Genomic DNA, 26512 nt, shown 5'->3' on the forward strand with positions numbered 1-26512 from the left:
GCGGTGCCGATGGCCCCACGCCGCAGGCCGGGGCCCCCGACCGAGGTCGCACTCGGCACCCGTACGAAGCGGCTCCCGCCGACCGGCGCCGCTGCCGCCGTCCGGCCTTCGACACCCCGACACAGCCGCCACCATCACATTTCCGCAGGTCAGAGCGATTGTCAGTGGCCGGGTGCAGGATGGACACATGGTCAGCTCCGCACACCGAGCCCTCGACGGCTTCTCCCCCGCGACCCGCGGCTGGTTCACGGGGGCGTTCTCCGCGCCCACCGCGGCCCAGACCGGGGCGTGGGCGGCCATCGGTGCGGGCTCGGACGTCCTTGTCGTCGCCCCGACCGGCTCCGGCAAGACCCTGGCCGCGTTCCTCGCCGCGCTCGACCAGCTGGCCTCGGCCCCGCCGCCCTCCGACCCCAAGAAGCGCTGCCGGGTGCTGTACGTCTCACCGCTCAAGGCCCTGGCGGTGGACGTGGAGCGGAACCTGCGCAGCCCGCTCACTGGCATCAGGCAGGAGTCGGTGCGGCTCGGGCTGCCCGAGCCCGAGGTGAAGGTCGGCATCCGCTCCGGCGACACCCCGCCCGCCGAGCGCCGCGCCCTCGCCACCCGTCCTCCGGACATCCTGATCACCACCCCCGAGTCGCTGTTCCTGATGCTGACGTCGGCCACGCGCGAGGCGCTGACGGGCATCGAGACAGTGATCCTGGACGAGGTGCACGCGGTGGCGGGCACCAAGCGCGGCGCCCATCTCGCGCTCACTCTGGAGCGCCTGGACGAGCTGCTGCCCAAGCCGGCCCGCCGCATCGGCCTCTCCGCAACCGTGCGCCCCGTGGACGAGGTCGCGCGCTACCTGTCTCCCCAGCGCAAGGTGGAGATCGTCCAGCCGCCGTCCGGCAAGGAATTCGACCTCTCCGTGATCGTCCCGGTCGAGGACTTGGGTGAGCTGGGCGGCTCCCCGGTCGCCGATGCCAACGAAGGCGCGGAGAAACCGTCCATCTGGCCGCACGTCGAGGAGCGGATCGCCGACCTGGTCCAGTCCCACCGGTCCACCATCGTGTTCGCCAACTCCCGCCGCCTGGCGGAGCGGCTCTGCAACCGGCTCAACGAGATCGCGTACGAGAGGGCGACCGGCGAGCCTCTCGATGAAGCCCACGCACCGGCCCAGTTGATGGGCGGCTCGGGCGCGGCACAGGGTGCCCCACCGGTCCTGGCCCGCGCCCACCACGGCTCGGTCTCCAAGGAACAGCGGGCGCTCGTCGAGGAGGACCTGAAGGCGGGCCGCCTCCCCGCCGTGGTCGCCACCTCCAGCCTCGAACTCGGCATCGACATGGGCGCGGTGGATCTCGTCATCCAGGTCGAGTCACCGCCGTCCGTGGCCTCCGGGCTCCAGCGCGTAGGCCGCGCGGGTCACCAGGTGGGCGCGGTCTCCACGGGCGTCGTCTTTCCCAAGTACCGAGGCGACCTCGTACAGGCCGCCGTGGTCACCGAGCGCATGCGCACCGGCTCCATCGAGTCCCTCCGGGTCCCGGCCAACCCCCTGGACGTGCTCGCTCAGCAGCTGGTCGCGATGACCGCCCTCGACACCTGGCAGGTCGACGATCTGCTCACCACGGTCCGCCGTGCGGCGCCCTTCGCATCGCTTCCGGAGTCGGCGTTCACGGCCGTGCTCGACATGCTCGCCGGTCGCTATCCGTCCGACGCCTTCGCGGAGCTGCGGCCCCGAGTGGTGTGGGACCGCGTCGCCGGTACGGTCACCGGGCGCCCCGGCGCACAGCGCCTCGCCGTCACCTCCGGGGGCACGATTCCCGACCGCGGACTCTTCGGGGTCTTCCTCGCGGGAGCCGACCCCAAGAAGGGGGGCGGCCGGGTCGGCGAGCTCGACGAGGAGATGGTCTACGAGTCCCGCGTCGGCGACGTCTTCACGCTCGGCACCAGCTCCTGGCGCATCGAGGACATCACCCGCGATCGCGTCCTGGTCTCTCCCGCACCCGGCGTCCCCGGCAGGCTGCCGTTCTGGAAGGGCGACCAGCTGGGCCGCCCACTCGAACTGGGCCGCGCGGTCGGCGCGTTCCTCCGCGAGGTGGGCTCCCTTCCCAAGGAAGACGCCCGGCTCCGGCTGCTCGCCGCGGGTCTGGACGCCTGGGCAGCGGACAACGTGCTCTCCTACCTCGCCGAACAGCGCGAGGCATGCGGTCACATCCCGGACGACCGCACCATCGTCGTCGAGCGGTTCCGCGACGAGCTGGGCGACTGGCGGGTCGTCGTGCACTCCCCCTTCGGCGCGCAGGTCCACGCCCCCTGGGCCCTCGCGCTCGGCGCCAAGCTCTCCGAGCGCTACGGCATGGACGCCCAGGTCATGCACGCGGACGACGGCATCGTGCTACGGCTGCCCGACGCCGACCTCATGAGCCTCGACCTGCTCGACCAGACACCGACGAAGGCCGGCACCGAATACGACGCGGACCAAGCACCCGTCGGCGCCGCGGACGTCGCCTTCGACAAGGGTGACGTCAACCAGATCGTCACCGACCAGGTGGGCGGCTCGGCACTGTTCGCCTCCCGTTTCCGCGAGTGCGCCGCCCGGGCCCTCCTGCTGCCGCGCCGCAGTCCGGGAAAGCGCACGCCGCTTTGGCAGCAACGGCAACGCGCCGCCCAACTACTCGAGGTGGCAAGCGAGTACGGCTCGTTCCCGATCGTCCTGGAGACCGTTCGCGAATGCCTCCAGGACGTCTTCGACGTCCCTGGCCTCACAGAACTGATGGGCGACATCGAGTCCCGCAAGGTGCGCCTGGTCGAGGTCACCACCCCGGAGCCCTCGCCGTTCGCCCGCTCGCTGCTCTTCGGATACGTCGCCCAATTCCTGTACGAGGGCGACTCGCCGCTCGCCGAACGGCGCGCCGCCGCCCTGTCCCTGGACTCGCGGCTCCTCGCCGAACTCCTCGGGCAGGCCGAGCTGCGCGAGCTGCTCGACGCCGAAGTTCTGACCGAGCTCGAGCGGGAGCTTCAGTGGCTCACCGAGGACCGCCGCATCAAGGACGTCGAGGGCGTCGCCGACCTGCTGCGCCTGCTCGGCCCGCTCACTGCCGCCGAACTGGCCGAGCGCGGCGCCGAGCCGCAGTGGGCCCAGGAGTTGGCCGCCTCGCGCCGCGCCATCCGGGTCCGGGTCGCCGGAGCCGAACACTGGGCCGCCATCGAGGACGCGGGCCGACTGCGTGACGCGCTCGGCACGGCGTTGCCCGTCGGTGTCCCGGAGGCCTTCACCGAGCCGGTCAAGGACCCGCTCGGTGACCTCCTCGCGCGGTACGCGCGCACCCATGGCCCGTTCACGTCGACGACGGCCGCCGCCCGCTTCGGGCTCGGTACAGCCGTCACCGACGGCGCCCTGCATCGACTCGCCTCGGCCGGACGCGTCGTGCAGGGGGAGTTCCATCCGGCGGGTATCGGTCAGGAGTGGTGCGACGCGGCGGTCCTGCGCAGGCTGCGGCGCCGTTCACTCGCGGCTCTGCGCCACGAGCTTGAGCCGGTGCCGCCCGCCGCGCTCGCACAGTTCCTGCCGCAGTGGCAGCACATCGGCAGCGGACACAGGCTGCGCGGCATCGACGGACTGGTCCGCGCCATCGAGCAGTTGCAGGGCGCGTCCGTTCCCGCGTCAGCGCTGGAGAAGCTCGTCCTGCCGTCCCGGGTCACCGGTTACGCCCCCGCACACCTTGATGAGCTCACCGCGGCCGGCGAGGTGGTCTGGTCCGGGGCCGGGTCACTGCCGGGCAAGGACGGCTGGGTCTCGCTGTACCTGGCGGACGCTGCCCCACTGCTGCTTCCCTCCCCGCACCCCTTGGAACTGACCGCGCTCCACCAATCCATCCTGGACGCTCTCTCCGGGGGCTACGGCCTCTTCTTCCGTCAGATCACCGACCAGGTCCGCGCGACCACGCACCCGGACGTCACCGATCCTCAACTGGCCGACGCGATCTGGGACCTGGCCTGGTCCGGACGGCTCACGAACGACACGCTGGCCCCGATGCGCTCCCTGCTGGGCTCGGGCCGCACCGCCGGATCCACGGCCCACCGCGCCAAGCGCTCGATGCCACGCGGGCGCTACGGCTCCGTGACCGGCTCCGCGCGCCCCCAGTCCCGTACCGGCCCGCCGACCGTGGCAGGCCGGTGGTCCCTGCTCCCGGAGCGCGAGCCCGACCTCACCGTGCGCGCCCACGCCCTGGCCCGCACACTGCTCGACCGGCACGGCGTGGTGACCCGGGGCGCTGTCGCCGCCGAGGGCGTCGAGGGCGGCTTCTCCGCGATCTACCGCATCCTGTCCGCCTTCGAGGACAGCGGCCAGGCACGGCGCGGATACGTGGTCGAAGGACTCGGCGCGGCCCAGTTCGCAATGGACGGCGCAGTGGACCGCCTGCGCGCGGCGGCGAACGCCCGGGACCGGGGCGAAGCCCTGGACGAACCGGACCTCCTCTCGGACGGATTCCCAAACCAGCACGCCTTCCCGGATGACCGCTACTCCGCGAGTAACTCAGGCTTCCCGGCCGACAGTTCCCCAGGCACCTCAAGCTTTGCCGACGGCCACACCTCCACGAGTACCTCGAGCCTTCCGGCCGACAGCAGCTCCACAGGCACCCCGGACTCTCCAGGCGGCCACACCTCCACGGGCGTCCCGGACTTCCCGGGCGAAGCCGGTTCCCCACCCCCCAGCGCTCCCTCCGGCAACCGCGGCACCCCACGCACCCCCGCCTTGTCGGGCGACGGCGACCACAATTCAAGCTTCCCCGACAGCCTCGACCCGGCTGACCCCCTCAGCCTCTTCAACGCTCCGAGCCACCCGGGCACCCCCGGCGACCTCCGCGACCCCGGGGCCTTCGATCCCACAAACTCCTTCGACTTCCCACCCGGCCCGCCCGGCCCGCCCGTCCCATCCGATTCCGGCCTCGCCGACGACCACGGTTTTTCCGCCGACCCGGCCGACTCCGCCTTCTCAACCCGCTCCGCATACCCCGAAGGCTCTGCATACCCCGAAGGCTCCGCATACCGCGAGGGCCCTGGATTCCCCGAAGGCCCTGGATTCCCCAACACCGTCGCCCACCGGGGCAGCCGTCCGCGTTCCCGCAGCCGCGCAAGCTCCCCAGCAGTCGTCCTTGCCGCCGCCGACCCCGCCAACGCCTACGGCGCGGCCCTCCCGTGGCCCGAGCCCCCGACCGGCGCAGGACACAAGCCCGGCCGGAAGGCAGGCTCTCTGGTCGTGCTCGTCGACGGCGAGCTGACGCTGTACATGGAGCGTGGCGGCAAGACCCTGCTGGCCTGGCCTGCCGACCCGGACGGCGGCGTCACGCATGACGCCCGCCTGCGCGCCGCAGCCGAGTCCCTCGCGGCAGCGGCCCGCGCCGGCTCCCTCGGCACGGTCACGGTGGAGCGTGTCAACGGCACCTCCGCCCTGACCTCCCCCTTCGGCACCCTCCTGGAAGGAGTGGGCTTCATCGCGACCCCCCGCGGACTGCGCCTCCGCGCATAGTGCCCGTCCAAGCGGCACGGCCACCCCAAAGAAGCGCGCCACCCCATACCGATCCGACAATCCCGGCCGGAGAGACCCGACCACCCACCCGACCACCCCCGAGGCATCCCAAGGCCCCCACTCCCCGACATGCCACCCTGGACTCATGCCCGAAGGAGACACTGTCTGGCAAGCCGCGAGGCGGCTGCACACCGCCCTCGCCGGCAAGGTGCTGACCCGCTCCGACCTGCGCGTACCGAAGTTCGCCACCGCCGACCTCACCGGCCGCACCGTCCTGGACGTGACCCCGCGGGGCAAGCACCTTCTCACCAGGATCGAGGGCGGTCTGACCCTGCACTCCCATCTGCGCATGGACGGTTCGTGGAAGGTGTATGCGAACGGGCAGCGCTGGAGCGGCGGCCCCGCCCACCAGATCCGAGCCATCCTCGGCACCGCGGACCGCACAGCCGTCGGCTACCGGCTGCCCGTGCTGGAGCTGATCCGCACCACCGACGAGGACCGCGCCGTGGGCCACCTCGGCCCCGACCTCCTGGGCCCGGACTGGGACCCGGACAAGGCCCTGGAGAACCTGCTGCGCGACCCGGCCCGCCTGCTCGGCGAAGCCCTGCTCGACCAGCGCAACCTCGCGGGCATCGGCAACGTGTACAAGAGCGAGCTGTGCTTCCTCCTCGGCGTCACACCCTGGCTCCCCATCGGCGCGCTCCCCGCCGACCGTGCCGTTCACCTGCCGGCTCTGGCCAAGAAGCTCCTCGAATCCAACCGCGACCGCCCGGCCCGCAACACCACGGGCAGCAACAGCACTGGACGCGGCACCTCGGGACGCGCCCAGAACCTCTATGTGTACGGCCGCACAGCCCGCCCCTGCCTGCGCTGCCACACCCCGGTCCGCTCTGCCGACCAGGGCGACGGCTCCCGCGAGCGCCCCACCTATTGGTGCCCGACCTGCCAAGTGGGGCCCACGCCTCCACCGGGCAACGCCAAACCCCGCACAGATCACCGACGTACAGCCAATTGACGGACCGTCAGAAACCCTCGTACGGTCCCTTCATGGCCGTCAAGGCGTACGACCTCACCGGACGCACCGCGTTCGTCACCGGCGCGGCCGGCGGCATCGGCCGCGCGTCCGCCGTTCTGCTCGCCGAGGCGGGAGCCGCCGTCCACTGCGCGGACCGCGATGCGCAGGGCCTGCATGAGACAGCGACTCTGATCAAGGGGCAAGGCGGCGCCGCCCACACGCACCCGCTCGACGTGACCGACCGCGACCAGCTCAGGCAGGCCGTCGCATCCTGCGAGCGCCTGGACGTCATGGCAGCGGTCGCCGGGATCATGCACAGCAGCCCGGTCCTGGAGACCAGGGACGAGGACCTGGACCGCGTTCTGAGCGTCAACTTCAAGGGCGTGCTGTACGCCTGCCAGGAAGCGGCCCGCGCAATGATCGAGACCGGTACCCGCGGCAGCATCATCACGATGGCCTCCGGCGCCGTCGACACCGGTGGTCCCGGCCTGTTCTGCTACGGCGCGGCGAAGGCGGCGGTAGTCCAGCTGACGAAGACCCTGGCCACCGAGATCGGCCCGCACGGCATCCGCGTCAACGCCGTGGCGCCCGGCTGGATCCGTACGCCGATGACAGCACGGCACGACGGGGACGCACAGGCGCACACCGAGGCAGTCATGGCCCGACTGGCCCCGCTGGGGCGCGTCGGCGAACCGGAGGACGTCGCCCACGCCGTGCTGCACCTGGCCTGCGACGCGTCGGCGTTCACCACGGGCCAGATCCTCCGCCCCAACGGTGGAGTCACCATGCCGTGGTAGCCCCTGCGCCAGGAGCTCAGCAGCCCCTCCCCCCACGCCAAGTGGCGCCCCTCAGGAGACGCCAGCCCGGACGTCGCCGCCCCCTCACTCCCTGACAACAGCGCCGCGAGTCCCTGACGGCGCCACGCCCCGCCACGCCCGCACCTTCGCCTTCGCCTTCGCCTTCGGAACGCAGTGCACCGGCAACAGGCTCAGCCCCCATCCGCCGGCCGCGACCGCCCCCTCCAGGACTCCCGCGCCAGGCACCAGTGCGAGCCGGAGCACGCTCCACCACCACAGCCCGCCAAGCCCCAGAACCACCCCCCAACGCACTATCCGCCCTGCCATGGCCGCCACCTCCAGCCCGAAGCTAGAACACCGCTCTCACGCCCGACAGGGCGCACCGGCGGCACACAGACGCACCCTGAGCCCCCGCAGCGGACGGGTCACCGGTTCTCCGCCTCGACGTTCTCCGCCTGGAACATCCAGTGGTGCTTCTCCAGATCGGCCGTGATCCCGATGAAGATGTCCTGGCTCACCGGGTCGGGGTTGCCGGTCGCCGCCACCCGCTCCCGCATCCGCGCGATCACCGCGCTCAGCGCGTCCACGAGCGCCCCCACAGCGTCCGTGTCCTTGACCCAGCCCTCGGGCGTCGAGCCGATGCCACTGCTTGACGCCACGGTCGCAGCCCGCCCGTCGGGTGAGACGCCCAGCGTCGAAGCGCGCTCCGCCACGGTGTCGGAGTGCAGCCGCGCGGTGTCCACGACCTCGTCGAGCTGCAGATGGACGGAGCGGAAGCGCGGTCCGACCACGTTCCAGTGGATCTGCTTGGCCACCAGGGAGAGGTCGACCAAGTCGACCAGTGCGCCCTGCAACGCCTCGGCCACGGTCTTCAGGTCCGCGTCGGGCAACGAGCTCTTGACGACGTACATCAGAATCCTCCGATTTTCGCGACGTCACCAACAATGACATATATGAACAATTCGGGTCACTCGAAGTCGGGCAGGATTGAGCGGGCGAACCGGGGGCCTTCGCGCCCACCGCCGACGGCGGCGCCTCGTGACGGGAAATGAATGGGGTGGTCGAGGGCATGCGAAAGCCCCGGCCGGCTCCTCCAGGTTTCCCGAAGGCCCCAGCCGGGGCTTCCTGCACGCGTTCTCAGTTCATGAGCGCCACATCAGGGGGCGTCAGGCGGCGACAACGTCGACCGCCTCCGCAGGCGCCTTGATCGTGACCCGTTCCGGTGGCACGCCGGTCACCGATACGGAATTGAGCATCGGGCGACGCACCGGTGCGGGCACCGGTTCGGTGGCCGCGGCCGACCGTGCCAACTCGGCGAGAGCGAGCTCGTCGCTCACTTCCCGCATGAGCTCGGACATCCGTACGTCCAACGCGTCGCAGATCGCGGAGAGCAGCTCGGAGGATGCCTCCTTCTGCCCCCGCTCCACCTCGGAGAGATAGCCGAGTGAGACTCGGGCGGAGGAGGAGACTTCGCGCAGAGTACGGCCCTGGCGCTGGCGCTGCCGACGCAGCACGTCACCCAGTAGGCGACGGAGCAGAATCATCGGTGGCTCCCTCCTCGGACCGCGTAGCCGCATCCTTCACGCCCCACCGTACCGCCTTGCGCCGCGGCCGTGCGGGGAGCGATGTCGTGTTCACTCAGGGCTGCAAACATCAAAACCCCCCGTTCTGTTCCGTATCCTGTGCCCGCTCATTCCCGGTCTGTTCGCCCGCAAGCTCCTGCAGGAGCAGTGCGAGAACGCTCTGCGCACTCTCCATACGGATGTCCGCACGGCCGCCGTTCAACCGCAGCGGTACGACTTTCCCGCCACCGGCGGCATCGGAAGAGGCATCCGACGGCCCGTCGACAGCCACGAAAACCGTACCGACGGGCTGTCCGTCCTGGGGATCGGGCCCGGCGACACCCGTCGTGGCGATCCCCCAGTCCGCGCCGAGAGCCTTGCGCACGCCGGCCGCCATCTGGGCTGCGACCTGCGGATCCACCGCCCCGCGCTCGGCCAGCAGAGTGGCGTCGACGCCGAGCAGTTCATGCTTGAGTTCGGTGGCGTACGCGGTCACGGAGCCCCGGAAGACCTTGGACGCCCCAGGCACCGCTGTGATCTCCGCCGCCACCAGGCCACCGGTGAGGGATTCTGCCACGGCGAGCGTCTCACCTCTCACCGTGAGTAGTCGGAGCACTTCAGTGGCCAGTGACTTCACCGCTCCGCCTCCTCGGTGACCGCCAGTCGCTCGGCGAGCCCGCTCCTGCGCAGCACAATGGCCTGTCTCACATAGTCGAGCCCCGTGACCACGGTCAGCACGACCGCCACGGCCATCACCCAGAACCTCAGGGTGGCCAGCGGGCCCGTCAGCGCCAGGACGTACATCCCGACCGCCGTGCCCTGGACCAGTGTCTTCACCTTGCCGCCGCGGCTCGCCGGGATGACCCCGTAACGGATCACCACGAAGCGCAGCAGGGTGATCCCGAGCTCACGCCCGAGGATCACCCCCGTCACCCACCACGGCAGATCGCCGAGATAGGACAGACAGATCAGCGCCGCACCCATGATCGCCTTGTCGGCGATGGGGTCGGCGATCTTTCCGAAGTCGGTCACAAGGTTGTACGTGCGCGCCAGATGACCGTCGAAGATGTCGGTGATCATGGCGACGGCGAAGGCCGCCCAGGCCCACGCGCGCATCGCGGGGTCGTACCCGCCGTCGGCCAGCATCAGGGCGACGAAGCCGGGCACGAGGACGAGCCGGAGCATGGTCAGCAGGTTGGCGATGTTCCAGAGGCTGGCCTGGTTGACTGCCGCAGCGCCCAGCTTCCCGGCCCGCACAGGCTTCGCGCCCCCCGGTGCGCCGGGAGCGCCCGCCGCGCCTTTCGCGCTGGGGGAGCCGCCCGCCGCGGATGCCGGGGCTCCGGTCATCTGCCCGCCTCCTCAGTACACGGGAGCGAGCCCAGAAGCGGCTCGGCCACCAGGTCGACACCTTCCGTACCGACCACCTTGGCCTCGACGATACGACCGACGGTCAGGCCTTCGCCGCTCGTGAACAACACCTGGCCGTCCGTCTCGGGTGCCTGGTGCTCGGCACGCCCGAAGGCGCCCTCCGGGGAGTCCACCGACTCGACAAGGACACTCACCGTCTCCCCGACGCGCTCCTCGGCCCGCTGCGAGACAAGCTCCTCGGCCAGCCGGGAGACCCGCGCCAGCCGCTCCGCGACGACGTCCTCGTCGAGCTTGTGCTCGTACGTCGCCGCCTCCGTGCCGTCCTCGTCCGAGTAACCGAAGACACCGATCGCGTCGAGCCGCGCACCCGTCAGGAATCGCTCCAGCTCCGCGAGATCGGCCTCGGTCTCACCCGGGAAACCCACGATGAAGTTGGACCGCACGCCGGCCTGCGGAGCCTTGGAGCGGATCGTGTCGAGCAGTTCCAGGAAGCGGTCGGTGTCACCGAAGCGCCGCATCGCGCGTAGCACGTCGGGCGCGGAGTGCTGGAAGGAGAGGTCGAAGTAGGGCGCGATGTTCGGCGTCGAGGTGAGGACGTCGATGAGTCCGGGGCGCATCTCGGCGGGCTGCAGGTAGCTGACCCGCACGCGCTCGACGCCCTCGATCTCCGCCAGCTCGGGGAGCAGCGTCTCCAGGAGGCGGATGTCGCCGAGGTCCTTGCCGTACGAGGTGTTGTTCTCGGAGACCAGCATGACCTCCTTGACACCCTGCTCGGCGAGCCAGCGGGTCTCGTTGAGCACGTCGCTCGGGCGCCGCGAGATGAACGAGCCGCGGAAGGACGGGATGGCGCAGAAGGAGCAGCGCCGGTCGCAGCCGGAGGCGAGCTTCACCGAGGCGACGGGCGAACCGTCGAGACGGCGGCGCAGGGGCGCGCGGGGCCCTGACTCCGGAGCGACGCCGTCCGGGAGGTCGGAGGGGGCGCCGTGGCCGGGAAGAGCGACATCGGAGACGGACTGCCGCTCGGCAGGGCTGATCGGCAGCAGCTTGCGACGGTCGCGCGGGGTGTGCGCGGCGTGGATGCCGCCGTTCAGGATGGTCTGGAGTCGGTCGGAGATGTCGGCGTAGTCGTCGAAGCCGAGTACGCCGTCGGCCTCGGGCAGTGCCTCGGCGAGCTCCTTGCCGTACCGCTCGGCCATGCAGCCCACGGCCACGACGGCCTGGGTTCTCCCGTGGCCCTTGAGGTCATTGGCCTCCAGGAGGGCGTCGACGGAGTCCTTCTTGGCGGCCTCGACGAAGCCACAGGTGTTGACGACGGCTACGTCCGCGTCCTCGGCGTCCTCCACGAGTTGCCAGCCGTCCGCCTCCAAGCGGCCTGCGAGCTCCTCCGAGTCCACCTCGTTACGGGCGCAGCCAAGGGTGACGAGTGCGACGGTACGGCGTTCAGGCATGGGCTCAAGACTACTTCGTCCCACTGACAGCCCACGTCGACGGGGTTGGCCGATCTTGGCCAACCCCGTGACTGCCTGTCCCCTTGGGGGTGCTCCCCCGAGTCGATCAGCCGACTTCGGGGTCACCCTTCGTGTAGGTGAGGCGCTCGACCTGACCGGGCTGGAACTCGTCCGCGATTTCCTTGCCGTTCACGTGCAGCTGGATGGCGCCCGCGTCGCCGAGCACCAGATCGATCTTCTCCTGGTCCTGGAAGGTCTTGGACTGGCCGCGCTCCAGGAGGCCGTCGAAGAGCAGCCGCCCACTGTGGTCCTTGGCCGAGATCCAGCTGCGCCCGTCGGGGGCGCTCACCTGGACGGTCACCTTGTCCTGCGGGGCGGCCGCGATGGCGCTGTCGGACGGCTCCGGCTTCGGCTCGACGGGCTTGGCCGTGGTCGGCTTGGTCGCGGGCTTGCTGGTGGCCGGCGTGGATCCCTCGGCGACCTGCGTCTTCGAGTCGTCCTCACCGCCGCCCTTGACCACGGTGAAACCGACGAAGCCGATCACCGCGACGATCGCGGCGACCATGGCGGCGGTCCAGTTCGGCCCGCGCCGCTCGGGACGGATACGTTCCGCCTCGAAGAGCGGGGCTGCCGGCGTCGGCGCGGGACGCCCGCCGTGCTCGGCGTCGTAGCGCGCGAGCAGCGGGGCGGGATCGATGTGCACGGCGCGCGCCAGGGTCCGGATGTGACCGCGCGCGTAGACGTCGCCCCCGCAGGGAGCGAAGTCGTCCTGCTCGATCGAGTGAATGATGGCGATGCGGACCCGGGTGGCGTTGCTGACGTCATCGACGGTCAGCCCGGCCGTGACGCGGGCCTGCCGCAGGGCACGGCCGATCGAAGGCTGCTCTGCCGCGCGGTCGTCTGCGAACGGACGCTCGTCTTCGGGGGAGTTGCCGTCGGGGGTATTGCCGATGGACACGGGGGCGCCTTTCGAGCGTGTAGCCACCTGCGCTGGAGGTTCAGTTTAGGGGGGTGAGAAAGGTTGGGGCGACCGGGCGGCAGGACTTCTTACGCCATCAGAACGGCCGGTCACCCTGATCATGAGACACGTACGTGTCCCCTCGCTCAACTTGACGTACGCGGAAGGGAAACGGTTGCGCACCGATCCCTTACAGGTGGGTCACGATCAAGTACCCATATGCCGCGAACTCACGCGCGGAGCGGCCGGCCTGTCCCGTTTTCCTCACCCTTCAGCTTCTCCACGAATCACGGCGAGCACTCCGTCCAGCTCATCAGCCTTCACAAGAACGTCACGCGCCTTGGAGCCCTCGCTAGGACCCACGATGCCGCGGGACTCCATGAGGTCCATCAGACGCCCCGCCTTGGCGAAGCCGACGCGCAGTTTGCGCTGGAGCATGGAGGTGGACCCGAACTGGGTGGAGACGACCAGTTCGGCCGCCTGGCACAGCAGGTCGAGGTCGTCGCCGATGTCCTCGTCGATCTCCTTCTTCTGCTTGGTGCCCACCGTGACGTCGTCCCGGAAGACCGGCGCCATCTGATCCTTGCAGTGCTGCACGATCGCCGCGATCTCGCCCTCGGTGACGAAGGCGCCCTGCAGCCGGACCGGCTTGTTGGCCCCCATCGGCAGGAAGAGCCCGTCGCCCTTGCCGATCAGCTTCTCGGCGCCCGGCTGGTCCAGGATGACCCGGCTGTCGGCGAGCGAGGAGGTGGCGAACGCGAGCCGTGACGGCACGTTCGCCTTGATCAGACCGGTGACGACGTCGACGGAAGGCCGCTGTGTGGCCAGCACCAGGTGGATACCCGCCGCACGCGCGAGCTGCGTGATCCGCACGATCGAGTCCTCGACGTCCCGCGGCGCGACCATCATCAGGTCCGCGAGCTCGTCGACGATCACCAGCAGGTACGGGTACGGCGTCAGCTCGCGCTCGCTGCCCTCGGGCAGCTTCACCTTGCCGTTCCTGATGGCCTCGTTGAAGTCGTCGATGTGCCGGAACCCGAACGCCGCGAGGTCGTCGTAGCGCAGATCCATCTCCCGTACGACCCACTGCAGCGCCTCGGCCGCCCGTTTCGGGTTGGTGATGATGGGCGTGATCAGGTGGGGAATGCCCTCGTACGCGGTCAGTTCGACGCGCTTGGGGTCGACGAGGACCATGCGCACGTCCTCGGGGGTCGCGCGGACCATGACGGACGTGATCAGGCAGTTGATGCACGACGACTTGCCGGAGCCGGTCGCGCCGGCCACCAGGACGTGCGGCATCTTTGCGAGATTGGCCATCTCGTAGCCGCCCTCGACGTTCTTGCCGAGCGCGACGAGCATCGGGTGGTCGTCCTCGGCGGCGTCCGCGAGGCGCAGCACGTCGCCCAGGTTGACCATCTCGCGGTCGGAGTTAGGGATCTCGATGCCGACCGCCGACTTGCCGGGGATCGGGCTGATGATCCGAACATCGGGGCTGGCGACGGCGTACGCGATGTTCTTGGCGAGCGCCGTGATCCGCTCGACCTTCACGGCGGGGCCGAGCTCGACCTCGTACCGGGTGACCGTCGGGCCGCGTGTGAAGCCGGTGACGGAGGCGTCGACCTTGAACTCCATGAAGACGTTCTGGAGAGAGGCGACGACCGCGTCGTTGGCGGCGCTGCGCGTCTTGCCCGGGCCGCCGCGCTCCAGGAGGTCGAGCGACGGCAGCGAGTAGGTGATGTCGCCGGAGAGCTGAAGCTGTTCCGCGCGCGGGGGCAGCTCGCGCGACTGGTCGGGCGCGGCCTTCGTGAGGTCGGGCACGACGGACTCGGCCTTGAGCACCTCCTGCTTGGGCCGCTTGGCTCCGGGGACGAGCTTGGCGCGCGCGGCCGGTACCGGCGTCGTCTCCTCGAACCCGTCCCGCTCGGCGCCGACGCCCTGCGTCAGATCCGCGACCAGCGCCGAGGGCGGCATCCCGTGCAGCACGGCACCGTCGAGCGCGGCAGCGGCGGCAGCGGCGACGTCCACCGCGTCCATCGGCCGGTTCATGTCGGGCTGCTGCACGGCGAGCCGCCTGGAGCGGCCACGGCGCCTGCTGAGCGCCTCCTGCTCGGCAGTGTCGGGGTTGTACTCCTCAGGGGTGCGAGAGCGCCTCCTGGAGGGCGTGGGGAGCGCCTCACGCCACTGCTCGTCGTAGCGCTCGTCGTCCTCCCCGAAGCGGTCCTCGTCCTCGTCGGCCTGGATGATGCCCAGCTTCTGGCCGAGCAGCCGCAGGCGCTGCGGAATCGCGTTGACGGGAGTCGCCGTGACGACGAGCAGACCGAAGATCGTAAGAAGCACAAGGAGTGGTACGGCGAGGACGTCACCCATCGTGTACGTCAACGGGGTGGACGCACCCCAGCCGATCAGCCCGCCGGCGTCCCTTATCGCCTGCATGCCGTCGCTCCGCGCGGGCGCCCCGCACGCGATGTGGACCTGTCCGAGCACGCCGATGACGAGCGCGGACAGGCCGATCACGATGCGGCCGTTGGCCTCGGGCTTCTCGGGATGCCGGATGAGCCGCGCCGCGATCACGCCGAGCAGTATCGGGACCAGCAGGTCGAGGCGGCCGAAGGCGCCGGTGACGAGCATCTCGACGAGGTCGCCGACGGGGCCCTGCAGATTGGACCAGGTACCCGCGGCGGTGATCAGTGCCAGGCCGAGCAGCAACAGCGCGACACCGTCCTTGCGGTGCGCCGGGTCGAGCCCCTTGGCGCCCCGCCCTATGCCGCGGAACATCGCTCCGACGGTGTGCGCGACCCCCAGCCAGAGGGCGCGGACGAGTCTGTACACGCCCGCGGTCGGATTGGGCGCCGGCGCGGGTGCGGGCTTCTTCGCCGCGGCCTTCTTGGCAGGCGCCTTCTTCGCGGCGGCCTTTTTCGCGGGGGCCTTCGTCGGAGCGGCCGCCTTCTTCGCGGGCGGCTTCTTGGCTGCGGACTGACGTGAGGCCATGTGTGTGAGGTTACCGGTGGAGACGACAGCGGACACGTGTGCTTACCGCTTCACCCGTTCGTGTCGCCCGGAGCGGAACCCGAAACTGACGCCGGCTCACCGGCCTTGCTCTCCTGGCGCACACCAACGACGCACGGCGGCACTCACGAACACGCTCTCGACCCACCCCGGCCGGGGACGGCCCGAACAAATCGCCGGCCACGGACAGCCACGGACAGGGCAGGTACGGAGCTCTGACAACGGTCATTGACCGCTACCGGAAGGACCTCGCTCAGTTCTGCGACGGCACCGAAGCCGCGCCGTTCCCCGTGCCGGGCTCCAGAGCGTCCAGGGCTCTGCGCAACCCAGTGAGTTTGCGTTCGAGATGGGCCGCGGTCGCCACCGCCGCCGCGTCCGCCGAGTCGTCGTCCAGTTGCTTGGACAGCGCCTCGGCCTGTTCCTCAACGGCCGCGAGCCGAGCGGAGAGTTCGGCGAGCAGCCCGGCCGGCTCCTTGGCCTCGCCCAGCGCCGCCCTGCCGCCGCCACCCTCCAACTGGAGCCGCAGCAGCGCCGCCTGCTCCCGGAGTTGGCAGTTCTTCATGTAGAGCTCGACGAAGACGGAGACCTTCGCGCGCAGCACCCATGGATCGAACGGCTTGGAGATGTAGTCCACCGCACCGGCCGCATACCCCCGGAAGGTGTGATGCGGGCCGTGGTTGATGGCGGTGAGGAAGATGATCGGGATGTCCCGAGTACGTTCTCGCCGCTTGATGTGCGCGGCGGTTTCGAAGCCGTCCATGCCCGGCATCTGGACGTCAAGCAAAATGACCGCGAAGTCGTCCGTGAGTAGTGCTTTGAGCGCTTCCTCCCCAGACGATGCCCGCACCAGTGTCTGATCGAGCGCGGAGAGGATCGCCTCCAGCGCCAGCAGATTCTCCGGCCGGTCATCGACCAGGAGGATCTTGGCCTTCTGCACCATGGCCCGCCCTCCTCGCCCCGGCAGTGCACCGGGCGCCGCCCCAGGGGACGACTCCGTTGCGTCGCCCGCCCTTGTGCCGGTCATGGTAGCCGCACCCCGCCTGTCGCCACACCCTGTCACCGCGATGTCACTGTGCACGTAGCAGAAACGCAGCGGGAGACCAGAAGGTTCCCCGAATCCCGTGCTTCTACACCGCTTCGGGCACAGTGAGTTATGCGAGAAGGGGCGCCCCGACAGGCTCTCCGACAGGAGTGCGTCACTGCTCGCGCATCCACTGTTCCATCACCGTGAGCAGGTGATCGGGATCGACCGGCTTGGTGACGTAGTCCGAAGCGCCGGACTCGATGGCCTTCTCCCGGTCGCCCTTCATCGCCTTCGCCGTGAGGGCGATGATCGGCAGCCCGGCGAACTGCGGCATCCTGCGAATCGCCGTCGTCGTCGCATAGCCGTCCATCTCCGGCATCATGATGTCCATCAGAACGACTGTCACATCGTCGTGCTGCTCAAGGACTTCGATGCCTTCACGGCCGTTCTCGGCGTACAGCACCGATAGGCCGTGCTGCTCCAGCACACTGGTCAGCGCGAACACGTTGCGGATGTCGTCGTCGACGATGAGCACCTTCTCACCCTCGAACCGGATCCCCCGGCGCGGCTGCTGCGCCCCGTCCGGCCGGCCCGCGGGCGCCCACTGCTCCGCCACGCCCGACTGGCCCGCCGACGCGCTCCGCTGCTCGTCCGCGGACACCGCCCTGCGGCGCCGTCGGAAGAGCGCGGCGGGCCCGTTCTGGGTCTCCTGGTACGACTTCATCTCGGCCTGCATCTGGATGCCCGCGCCGGCCAGCTCCGCCTCGGAAGCCAGCAACTCCCCGGCCTCCAGCGTCGGCGCGAGCTGCCCGTAGCCCTGGGGAGGCAGTTCACTGGGGTGCAACGGCAAATACAGTGTGAACGTGGAGCCACGTCCAGGTTCGCTCTGCGCGTGGATCTCACCTCCCAACAGGCGCGCGATCTCCCTCGAGATGGAGAGTCCCAGGCCCGTGCCGCCGTACTTCCGGCTGGTCGTGCCGTCCGCCTGCTTGAATGCCTCGAAGATCACCCTCATCTTGCTGGCCGCGATCCCGATGCCGGTGTCCGTCACGGAGAACGCGATCAGATCGGCGTCCGCGTCCCGCAGCGAACCCGACTCCAGGAGCTGCTCCCGGATGGCCACCGGAACCTCCGCACCGGCGGGCCTGATCACCAGCTCGACCGCTCCGGAGTCGGTGAACTTCACCGCGTTGGAGAGCAGGTTGCGCAGCACCTGGAGGAGGCGCTGTTCGTCCGTGTGCAGCGTGGCAGGCAGTTCCGGCGACACGCGTACGGAGAAATCGAGGCCCTTCTCCGCCGTCAGTGGACGGAAAGTGGCCTCTACGTAGTCGACGAGTTGGACCAGCGCGATGCGCGTCGGCGACACGTCCATCTTGCCCGCCTCGACCTTCGACAGGTCGAGGATGTCGTTGATCAGCTGGAGCAGATCCGAGCCCGCCCCGTGGATCGTCTCGGCGAACTCGACCTGCTTCGGAGTGAGGTTGGTGTCCGCGTTGTCGGCGAGCAGCTTGGCCAGGATCAGCAGCGAGTTGAGCGGCGTACGCAGTTCGTGCGACATGTTCGCCAGGAACTCGCTCTTGTAGCGCATCGAGACCGCGAGTTGCTCGGCGCGCTCCTCCAGGACCTGCCGGGCCTCTTCGATCTCGGTGTTCTTGACCTCGATGTCCCGGTTCTGCTGGGCGAGTTGCTCGGCCTTCTCCTCCAACTGCGCGTTGGAGTCCTGGAGTGCCTTCTGCCGGCTCTCCAGCTCCGCCGACCGCTCCTGGAGCTGCTCGGTCAGCTCCTGCGACTGCTTCAACAGCACCTCCGTCTTCGTGTTGACGGAGATGGTGTTGACGCTCGTCGCGATCATCTCGGCGATCTGGTTCAGGAAGTCCTTCTGGATCTGCGTGAACGGCGTGAACGACGCCAGTTCGATGACGCCCAGCACGGTCGCTTCGAAGAGCACCGGAAGGACGATCACCTGCGCCGGCGGCGCCTCGCCAAGGCCCGAGGAGATCTTCAGATAGCCGCTCGGGGCGTTCTCCACGAGGATCGTGCGCTTCTCCTTGGCGGCCGTTCCGATCAGCGCCTCGCCAGGCCGGAACGACGTCGGCATGGAGCCCATCGAGTAGCCGTACGACCCGAGCATGCGCAGCTCGTACGCGTCCTCGTCCTCGATGAGCACGTCCTTGCCGTCGACCAGCGGCATGGAGAGGAAGAACGCGCCGTGCTGCGCGGCGACGACGGGAGTCAGCTCGCTCATGATCAGCGAGGCCACGTCGTCCAGGTCGCGGCGACCCTGCATCAGGGCGGAGATCCGCGCGAGGTTGCCCTTGAGCCAGTCCTGTTCCTTGTTGGCGATGGTGGTGTCGCGCAGGTTGGCGATCATCTTGTTGATGTAGTCCTGCAGCTCCTGCATCTCGCCGGAGGCGTCCACGTCGATCTTCAGGTTCAGATCGCCGCGCGTCACCGCGGTCGCCACGCGCGCCATGGCCCGCACCTGCCGGGTGAGGTTCCCGGCCATCTCGTTCACGGACTCCGTGAGGTCGCGCCAGGTGCCGTCGACGTCCCGCACCCGTGCCTGGCCGCCCAGCTGGCCTTCCGTGCCCACCTCGCGGGCCACGCGGGTGACCTCCTCGGCGAACGACGACAGCTGGTCGACCATCGTGTTGATGGTGGTCTTGAGCTCCAGCATCTCGCCACGGGCGTCGATGTCGATCTTCTTGGTCAGGTCACCCTTCGCGATGGCCGTGGTGACCATCGCGATGTTTCGGACCTGGCCGGTCAGGTTCGACGCCATGCCGTTCACCGACTCGGTGAGGTCCTTCCACGTGCCGGCGACTCCCGGTACGTGCGCCTGGCCGCCCAGGATTCCGTCCGTGCCCACCTCGCGGGCCACCTTGGTGACCTGGTCGGCGAACGAACTCAGCGTCTTCACCATCGTGTTGACGGTGTCGGCGAGCTGGGCGACCTCGCCGCTCGCCTCGACGGTGACCGTCTTGGTGAGGTCGCCGTTGGCCACCGCGGCCGCGACCTGCGAGATGTTCCGCACCTGGTTGGTCAGGTTGTTGGCCATCACGTTGACGTTGTCGCTCAGGTCCTTCCAGATGCCCGTGACACCCGGCACCCGCGCCTGTCCGCCCAGGTTGCCCTCGGTGCCCACCTCGCGGGCCACCAGAGTCACCTGCTCGGCGAAGTTCGAGAGCTGGTCGACCATCGTGTTGACGGTGGTGACGAGTTCGAGGATCTCGCCCTTCGCGTCGACAGTGATCTTCTTGGACAGGTCACCCTTGGCGACCGCCGTCGTGACCTCGGCGATGTTCCGCACCTGAATGGTGAGGTTGTTCGCCATGAAGTTCACCGACTGGGTGAGGTCCTTCCAGGTGCCGGAGACACCCTGCACCTCGGCCTGACCGCCCAACTGCCCCTCGGTGCCCACCTCGCGGGCCACCCGCGTCACCTGCTCGGCGAAGTTCGAGAGCTGGTCCACCATCGTGTTGAGAGTGTTCTTCAGCTCCAGGATCTCGCCGCGCGCGTCCACGTCGATCTTCTGCGAGAGGTCACCGCGCGCGACCGCCGTCGCGACCTGCGCGATGTTGCGCACCTGGGCGGTGAGGTTGCCGGCCATGCCGTTCACGGAGTCGGTCAGGTCGCGCCACACACCGGCGACGCCGGGCACCTGCGCCTGCCCACCGAGCCTGCCTTCCGTACCCACGTCACGGGCGACCCGTGTCACCTGGTCCGCGAAGGCGGAGAGCTGGTCGACCATCGTGTTGATGGTGTTCTTCAGCTCCAGGATCTCCCCGCGCGCGTCCACGTCGATCTTCTGGGAGAGATCACCCCGGGCCACGGCGGTCGTGACCTGCGCGATCTGCCGTACCTGCGAAGTGAGGTTCCCCGCCATGAAGTTGACGGAGTCGGTGAGTTCCTTCCACGTGCCCGATACGCCGTCCACGCGGGCCTGACCGCCCAGGCGCCCCTCGGTGCCCACGTCGCGGGCCATCCGCGTGACCTGATCGGCGAACGAGGACAGCTGGTCCACCATCGTGTTCACGGTGTTCTTCAGCTGGAGCATCTCGCCGGAGACATCGACGGTGACCTTCTGCGACAGATCACCGTTGGCGACCGCCGTCGTCACCTGCGCGATGTTGCGGACCTGCCCGGTCAGGTTCCGGAAGGCCGTGTTGACGGAGTCCGTCAGGTCCTTCCACGTCCCCGCCGCACCCGGCACCTGCGCCTGCCCGCCCAGTTCACCCTCGACACCGATCTCGCGCGCCACACGCGTGACCTCGGCGCCGAACGACGACAGCTGGTCCACCATCGTGTTGACGGTGTTCTTCAGCTCCAGCATCTCGCCGGCGACCTCGACACTGACCTTCTGCGAGAGGTCACCATTGGCCACCGCCGTCGTCACCGCGGCGATGTCACGCACCTGGGTCGTCAGATTCCGGAAGACCGTGTTGACGGAGTCCGTCAGGTCCTTCCACGTCCCCGCCGCACCCGGCACGTTCGCCTGCCCGCCGAGCCGCCCCTCGCCACCGACCTCGTTGGCCACGCGTGTGACCTCGTCGGCGAACGTCCGCAGCGTCTCGGTCATCTGGTTGATCGTCTCGGCGAGCTGCGCGACCTCACCGCGCGCACTCACCGTGACCTTCTGTGACAGATCGCCACTGGCGACCGCCGTCGTCACCTGCGCGATACCGCGCACCTGGGCCGTGAGATTCCCGGCCATAAGATTCACCGAATCGGTGAGGTCTTTCCACACACCCGCCACACCCGGCACCTTGGCCTGGCCACCGAGCTCACCCTCCGTACCCACCTCACGCGCGACACGCGTCACCTCGGAGGAGAACGAGGAGAGCTGGTCGACCATCGTGTTGACGGTGTTCTTCAGCTCCAGCATCTCGCCGGCCACGTGAACCGTGACCTTCCGGGACAAGTCACCCTTGGCGACCGCCGTCGTCACGAGAGCAATGTCACGCACCTGAGCCGTCAGCCGGTACGCCATGGTGTTGACCGAATCCGTGAGATCCTTCCACGAACCGGACATACCGCGTACCCGGGCCTGACCTCCCAGCTTGCCTTCGGTGCCCACCTCGCTGGCCACCCGGGTGACCTCGTCGGTGAACGTCGACAACTGGTCGACCAGATTGTTGACCGTGCGCCCGACCTTGAGGAACTCGCCGCGCAGCGGGTGCCCGTTCCCGTCCGCGGCCTGCGCCCGCAGGTCCATCCGCGGCGACAGGTCGCCCTCCGCCACCGCGGAAAGCACCCGGCCGACCTCGGAGACAGGCCGTACGAGATCGTCGACCAGGGCGTTGGAGGCGTCGATCGCGGCAGCCCAGGACCCCTCGGAGGCCCCCACCTCCAGCCGCTCCGTGAGCTTCCCCTCACGCCCGACCACGCGCCGCACCCGTGACAGCTCACCGGTCAGATGCAGATTCCGGTCGGCCACCTCGTTGAAAACCGCCGCGATCTCGGACATCACGCCGTCGCCTGACACCGTGAGCCGCTTGCGGAAGTTCCCGTCCCGCATCGACACCAGGGCCGCCATCAGCCGGTTCAGCGCAGCCGTGTCCACCTCGGTGGTGCCGTTGCGTGGTGGGCGCCGGTCGTTCAGGGGCCGTCCGCTTTTCGCGCGCGTCTCAGTGCCCCGCGTCGCTGCGCCAGACTCCACTGTGTCCCTCCCAGAAGGGTCGACCATTACTGCTCGGCGTACTCGGGTACTACTGCTCCGTGTGCCGGCAGGCACTCACCCTGCCAGGACCTTCTCCTGAAGCTTGCCCAGTGTTTCACCATGCCTGAACCCGGCCATAACAGTTCGGCAGCTTCGCACACCGTCCGCACACCCTCCGGACGGAAACAGTGCAACCGGCATCCGCATGGACGGCGAAGGTAAGTAACCTTGCTTGCGGCTGTCCAGCCATGCCGGTCCGTCCGGCCTGGGCGGTGGCACGAGCACGAGCGGGCAGGCATCGGAGGGGCGCCGCACCATGACCACCGGACTGCATCCTGGGGGACCGCCCCAGGATCCCCGACCGACGGGGGACCACGCTCTGCCCCGGCAGGAGCGGGGCGGCCATGGAGCCCCGCATGCCGACAACCGGACGAGGAGTTCTGTGATCACCGCGCGCGCGGCCGCCAGTTTCGAGCCCGTGGGGCGTTCGGTCGCGACCGCCCGTTCCTTCGTCCGTGACACCCTCCAGGGCTGGGGCTTCGCCGACATCGTCGACGACGCCGTGGTCCTCACGAGCGAGCTGGTCACCAATGCCGTCGTGCATGCGGGCACCTCCGCGGATGTGTTGTGTCTGCGCAGCGACGACGGCGTGCGCATCGAGGTGGCGGACCGCTACCCGGAACGTGAAATTCCACTCCAGGGGACGGCTGTCAACATGGGCAGCCCGGACAACGAGGGCGGCCGCGGCCTCCAGCTCTGCGCGGCCCTGGCAGGCCGCTGGGGTGTCGAGTACACGCCCACGCAGAAGCAGGTCTGGTTCCAGCTCGAACTCCCCGAACGCGCGGTGGGCACCCGGACCGCCGGCCCTGCCCTGCCGGCCCACCTCCTCCCCCTCGCCGACGGCCGCGTCCGCGTCGCGGTCGTCCAGATCGACCGGGCCGGCGCGATCAACGCCTGGAACGAAGACGCCGAGGACCTCTTCGGATACGCGGCCGAGCTCGTCATCGGCAAGCCGCTCACCGACCTCGCCGCCTGGCCGCACACCCCCGGCACCTCCACCGGCATCGTCGAGGCCCTCCAACTCTCGCGCTGGGAAGGCACGTACGGCATCCGCGGCGCCAACGGCCGGGTGCTTCCCGTGTACGCCTCACACCTTCGGGTCCGCGACACCGGCGGCGAGCCCTCCACGGTCTGCCTCCTCGTACGTGACCACGAACGCGCCGTCCTGCAGACCCCGTTGCGCGTCTCGGCCACCGACACGACCACCAGCTCCGAGGGCCACGCCTCCGATCCCTTCGAGGTCTTCATCGGCTCCCCGGCCCCCGACGACCTGGACGGCCTCCTCCAGCGCACGGTGGAACGCGCCCGCGACATGCTCGACGGCGACTCCGCCTTCCTGCTCCTGGCGACCGACGACGAAACGGAGTTGGAGGTACGAGCCTCGACGGGCCTCCCCTCCGCCCGCCAGCGTTTCGCCCGCGTCCCCGTCGAGGCGGGCCCCGGGCGCTACGGCTCGGCCCGTATGCCGGCAGTCCACGAGGACCTGACGGTCGTCCCCGGCGCTGTCCCCCTCCTGAACGGCACCGGCATGCGCTCGGTCGTCACCGTCCCGCTGAAGGTCGAGGGCCGCCTCACCGGCTCCCTCGGCGTCGCCGCGGAGGGACCGGGAAGATACTCCAACGAAGAGGCCCTGCGCCTCCAGTTCGCCGCCGACCGCATCGCGCTGGCAGTGGAGTCCGCCCGGCTGGGCGAGCTGGAACGCCTGCGCCGCGGCTCGCTGTCCTTCCTCGTCGAGGCCTCCGACCTCCTCGCCGGCACCCTGGACCGCGACCAGACGCTGGCCCTCATGGCCCAGATGACGGTCCCGACCCTGGCCACCTGGTGCGCCGTCTACACGATCGCCGACCAGGCGTCCGACCCGTATCTCTCGTATGTTCTGCACGAGGACGAGGAGCGCATCGACGGCCTCAAGGCCTTGCTGTCCAAGATCTCCCCGCCGGACCCGGTCCCCACTCCGGGCGCCCGCGTCTGGTCCGCCCCCGCCCAAGCCGCCCACGAATCAGCCCTGCGCACCTCCATGCGCAGCCTCGGTGAACGCGCGAGCCTCAGCTCGGGCGTCGGCACAACTCTCGCCACGGCCGCGGCAGTCGGCGGCGAGACGGTCGTACTTCCCCTCGTGGCACGCAACCGCGTCATCGGGATGCTGACGCTGGGCAAGCCCTCGGACGAACACTTCCGCCAGGAAATCCTGGAACTCGCCGAGGACTTGAGCCGCAGGGCCGCACTCGCCCTGGACAACGCCCGCCTGTACTCGGAGCGCACGGCCATCAGCCAGTCCCTCCAGCGCAGCCTCCTGCCGCCGGAACTCCCGCAGATCGAGGGCGTCGAGGTCGAGGTCATCTACCGAGCGGCCGGCGAGGGCAACGAAGTCGGCGGCGACTTCTACGACCTCTTCCCGATCCGTGACGGCGCTTACGGCTTCGCGATCGGCGACGTCTGCGGTACGGGCCCGGAGGCGGCGGCGGTGACCGGCCTGGCCCGGCACGCACTCAGGCTGCTGGCCCGGGAGGGCTTCACCGGCCCGGCCGTCCTGGAGCGCCTGAACTCGGCGATCCTCGATGAGGGCGCCCGCAGCCGGTTCCTTACGCTCCTGTACGGCGAGTTGTGGCCCCAGCAGGACGGTTCGGCGCTTCTGAAGGTGGTCTGCGCCGGCCACCCGCTCCCCCTCCGCCTGCGGCAGGACGGCACGGTCGAACCGGCCGCCGATCCGCAGCCGCTTCTCGGTGTCATGGACGACCTGGAGCTCTACGAGCAGACCATCACGCTCGACCCGGGCGATGTCCTCCTCTGCGTCACGGACGGCGTCACCGAACGCCGCGAGGGCACCCGCATGCTCGGCGACGACGGCCTCACGGACGTCCTCACCACCTGCACGGGCCTCACAGCAGGCGCGGTGGCCGCCCGCATCATGCGCGCGGTCGAACGCTTCGCCTCCGACGCCCCGTCCGACGACATGGCGATCCTGGCGATGCGGGTCCCTGGCCTCCAGAAGGACTGAGACACCACTTCCGGGTACGACGCTTCGGGGTACGACAAAGGCCCCCGCCCATAAGGGCGGGGGCCTTTTCTTACTGGAGCCCCCCAACGGAATCGAACCGTTGACCTTCTCCTTACCATGGAGACGCTCTGCCGACTGAGCTAGGGGGGCAAGTCACCGTTCGAGGTTTCCCTCGCGGCAACGGAATAGATCATACCCCGAACAGAAGCGTGCGCCCAACAAGTCCCGCTCGCTCAGGCCCGGATCAGCCTGCGGGCTGAAGCAGCCCACCGAGCGCGTTGCACGCGGACACGATCCGCTGCATCTCCCGCTTCGTCAACGCGCCGTCCACGGGCAGCGCGAGAGTGTCGTCCGCGGCCCGCTCGGTCACCGGCAGGTGTATGTCCCGACGGAATCCGGCCAGCCGGTGAACCGGCGTCTTCACCGGCACCGAGCATTCAACTCCCCTGGCCCGCACGGCCCGAGCGAAGGCGTCCCGGTCCGGCCTTCCATTGCCCGGCACCCGCACGACGTACTGCTGGTATGTGTGCCCATCGCCACCGTCCGGAGTCCTCACCCCGCGCAGCCGCGCGTCGAGATACGCCGCCCGCGCCCTGCGCTGCGCGACCTCGTCGTACGGCACCTCGGACTCACCCTGCTCCAGCACCAACAGCCCCCGCCGCTGCCCGATCTCCCGGAGCCGCACCACGTCCGCCGACCGCCCGAAGCGGTGCACGACGACGATGGCCGCCGTCTGCGGCGTCACAACTGCCTCGACCGCGTCGGCGTCGAGGCAGTACGTCGTCGGGTCGATGTCGGCGAAGACGACCGCCGCACCGGCCTGGGCGGCGGCCTCGGCGACATCGACGTTCCCGAAGGCCGGCACGATGACCTCGTCACCGACTCCGACGCCTGCGGCCCTGAGCATTGCAGCAGTACCCATGCCGCGGATGTTGGTCGCGCAACGTGAATTCCAAGTAACGGAAAACAAAAAAGAGCTGGTCCCTGAACCGAAGTTCAGGGACCAGCTCTCCAAAGATAGTTCGGCGGCGTCCTACTCTCCCACAGGGTCCCCCCTGCAGTACCATCGGCGCTGTAAGGCTTAGCTTCCGGGTTCGGAATGTAACCG

At 69.5% G+C, this 26512-nt stretch carries 15 protein-coding genes, 1 tRNA gene and 1 rRNA gene; 4 read left to right on the plus strand and 13 right to left on the minus strand.

Annotated elements, in window-relative coordinates; genetic code table 11:
• The first annotated feature begins 187 nt into the window (after positions 1-187).
• From ACFYPC_RS36305 to ACFYPC_RS36315, 3 genes are all read left to right on the plus strand, one after another.
• On the plus strand, positions 188-5509 hold the full coding sequence (locus tag ACFYPC_RS36305; RefSeq protein ID WP_391891609.1) for an ATP-dependent helicase: 5322 nt from the start codon (positions 188-190) through the stop codon (positions 5507-5509).
• 145 nt (positions 5510-5654) lie between these two features.
• Entirely contained in the window at positions 5655-6524 is an 870-nt protein-coding gene (locus tag ACFYPC_RS36310) for an Fpg/Nei family DNA glycosylase (protein ID WP_391891610.1), read from the plus strand.
• A 32-nt stretch (positions 6525-6556) separates the two neighbouring features.
• Complete coding sequence (locus ACFYPC_RS36315) at positions 6557-7321, plus strand: SDR family NAD(P)-dependent oxidoreductase (RefSeq protein WP_391891611.1); 765 nt, start codon at positions 6557-6559, stop codon at positions 7319-7321.
• 84 nt (positions 7322-7405) lie between these two features.
• On the opposite strand, the gene ACFYPC_RS36320 is transcribed toward ACFYPC_RS36315, so the two are convergent.
• From ACFYPC_RS36320 to ACFYPC_RS36365, 10 genes are all read right to left on the minus strand, one after another.
• Positions 7406-7648 (minus strand): hypothetical protein, encoded by a 243-nt coding sequence (locus tag ACFYPC_RS36320; RefSeq protein WP_391891612.1) that lies wholly within the window; start codon positions 7646-7648, stop codon positions 7406-7408.
• Positions 7649-7746: 98 nt separating this feature from the next.
• A complete protein-coding gene (locus tag ACFYPC_RS36325; RefSeq protein WP_391891613.1) occupies positions 7747-8232 on the minus strand; it encodes a Dps family protein in 486 nt (161 codons plus the stop codon).
• A 255-nt stretch (positions 8233-8487) separates the two neighbouring features.
• Positions 8488-8865, minus strand: a complete 378-nt coding sequence (locus ACFYPC_RS36330) for a helix-turn-helix domain-containing protein (protein ID WP_266474405.1) — start codon at positions 8863-8865, stop codon at positions 8488-8490.
• A 109-nt stretch (positions 8866-8974) separates the two neighbouring features.
• Complete coding sequence (locus ACFYPC_RS36335; RefSeq protein WP_391891614.1) at positions 8975-9520, minus strand: CinA family protein; 546 nt, start codon at positions 9518-9520, stop codon at positions 8975-8977.
• A complete protein-coding gene (gene pgsA, locus ACFYPC_RS36340; protein ID WP_391891615.1) occupies positions 9517-10230 on the minus strand; it encodes a CDP-diacylglycerol--glycerol-3-phosphate 3-phosphatidyltransferase in 714 nt (237 codons plus the stop codon). Before pgsA ends, ACFYPC_RS36335 begins: the two co-directional genes overlap by 4 nt.
• Positions 10227-11699 (minus strand): 30S ribosomal protein S12 methylthiotransferase RimO, encoded by a 1473-nt coding sequence (rimO, locus tag ACFYPC_RS36345; RefSeq protein ID WP_391891616.1) that lies wholly within the window; start codon positions 11697-11699, stop codon positions 10227-10229. The genes pgsA and rimO overlap by 4 nt, the downstream gene beginning before the upstream one ends.
• Before the next feature lie 106 nt (positions 11700-11805).
• Complete coding sequence (locus ACFYPC_RS36350; protein WP_391891617.1) at positions 11806-12657, minus strand: helix-turn-helix domain-containing protein; 852 nt, start codon at positions 12655-12657, stop codon at positions 11806-11808.
• 264 nt (positions 12658-12921) lie between these two features.
• Positions 12922-15645 (minus strand): DNA translocase FtsK, encoded by a 2724-nt coding sequence (locus tag ACFYPC_RS36355; RefSeq protein ID WP_391891618.1) that lies wholly within the window; start codon positions 15643-15645, stop codon positions 12922-12924.
• Between the two features lie 271 nt (positions 15646-15916).
• Positions 15917-16603 carry a two-component system response regulator gene (locus ACFYPC_RS36360; RefSeq protein WP_385740625.1) on the minus strand — a complete coding sequence of 229 codons (687 nt, stop codon included), beginning with the start codon at positions 16601-16603 and terminating at the stop codon, positions 15917-15919.
• A gap of 256 nt (positions 16604-16859) precedes the next feature.
• On the minus strand, positions 16860-22346 hold the full coding sequence (locus ACFYPC_RS36365; protein WP_391891619.1) for a HAMP domain-containing protein: 5487 nt from the start codon (positions 22344-22346) through the stop codon (positions 16860-16862).
• A 316-nt stretch (positions 22347-22662) separates the two neighbouring features.
• Here ACFYPC_RS36365 and ACFYPC_RS36370 point away from each other — a divergent pair, with 316 nt between their 5' ends.
• Positions 22663-25404, plus strand: coding sequence for a SpoIIE family protein phosphatase (locus ACFYPC_RS36370; RefSeq protein ID WP_391891620.1), 2742 nt, complete (start codon positions 22663-22665; stop codon positions 25402-25404).
• 74 nt (positions 25405-25478) lie between these two features.
• Here ACFYPC_RS36370 and ACFYPC_RS36375 read toward each other — a convergent pair.
• From ACFYPC_RS36375 to rrf, 3 genes are all read right to left on the minus strand, one after another.
• Positions 25479-25554: transfer RNA gene (locus ACFYPC_RS36375), tRNA-Thr, on the minus strand.
• A gap of 94 nt (positions 25555-25648) precedes the next feature.
• Positions 25649-26311, minus strand: a complete 663-nt coding sequence (locus ACFYPC_RS36380) for a DegT/DnrJ/EryC1/StrS family aminotransferase (protein ID WP_391891621.1) — start codon at positions 26309-26311, stop codon at positions 25649-25651.
• Positions 26312-26424: 113 nt separating this feature from the next.
• Positions 26425-26512: ribosomal RNA gene (gene rrf / locus ACFYPC_RS36385) — 5S ribosomal RNA — on the minus strand; the annotation flags it as partial.

It is taken from the genome of Streptomyces sp. NPDC005808, assembly GCF_042871385.1.
Classification (GTDB): Bacteria; Actinomycetota; Actinomycetes; order Streptomycetales; family Streptomycetaceae; genus Streptomyces.

Excerpts from the sequence above, each read along its gene's own strand:
- ACFYPC_RS36305 (WP_391891609.1), top strand. The coding sequence starts at position 188 with ATGGTCAGCTCCGCACACCGAGCCCTCGACGGCTTCTCCCCCGCGACC.
- ACFYPC_RS36310 (WP_391891610.1), top strand. The coding sequence starts at position 5,655 with ATGCCCGAAGGAGACACTGTCTGGCAAGCCGCGAGGCGGCTGCACACC.
- ACFYPC_RS36315 (WP_391891611.1), top strand. The coding sequence starts at position 6,557 with ATGGCCGTCAAGGCGTACGACCTCACCGGACGCACCGCGTTCGTCACC.
- ACFYPC_RS36320 (WP_391891612.1), bottom strand. The coding sequence starts at position 7,648 with ATGGCAGGGCGGATAGTGCGTTGGGGGGTGGTTCTGGGGCTTGGCGGG.
- ACFYPC_RS36325 (WP_391891613.1), bottom strand. The coding sequence starts at position 8,232 with ATGTACGTCGTCAAGAGCTCGTTGCCCGACGCGGACCTGAAGACCGTG.
- ACFYPC_RS36330 (WP_266474405.1), bottom strand. The coding sequence starts at position 8,865 with ATGATTCTGCTCCGTCGCCTACTGGGTGACGTGCTGCGTCGGCAGCGC.
- pgsA (WP_391891615.1), bottom strand. The coding sequence starts at position 10,230 with ATGACCGGAGCCCCGGCATCCGCGGCGGGCGGCTCCCCCAGCGCGAAA.
- rimO (WP_391891616.1), bottom strand. The coding sequence starts at position 11,699 with ATGCCTGAACGCCGTACCGTCGCACTCGTCACCCTTGGCTGCGCCCGT.
- ACFYPC_RS36355 (WP_391891618.1), bottom strand. The coding sequence starts at position 15,645 with ATGGCCTCACGTCAGTCCGCAGCCAAGAAGCCGCCCGCGAAGAAGGCG.
- ACFYPC_RS36360 (WP_385740625.1), bottom strand. The coding sequence starts at position 16,603 with ATGGTGCAGAAGGCCAAGATCCTCCTGGTCGATGACCGGCCGGAGAAT.
- ACFYPC_RS36370 (WP_391891620.1), top strand. The coding sequence starts at position 22,663 with ATGACCACCGGACTGCATCCTGGGGGACCGCCCCAGGATCCCCGACCG.
- ACFYPC_RS36380 (WP_391891621.1), bottom strand. The coding sequence starts at position 26,311 with ATGCTCAGGGCCGCAGGCGTCGGAGTCGGTGACGAGGTCATCGTGCCG.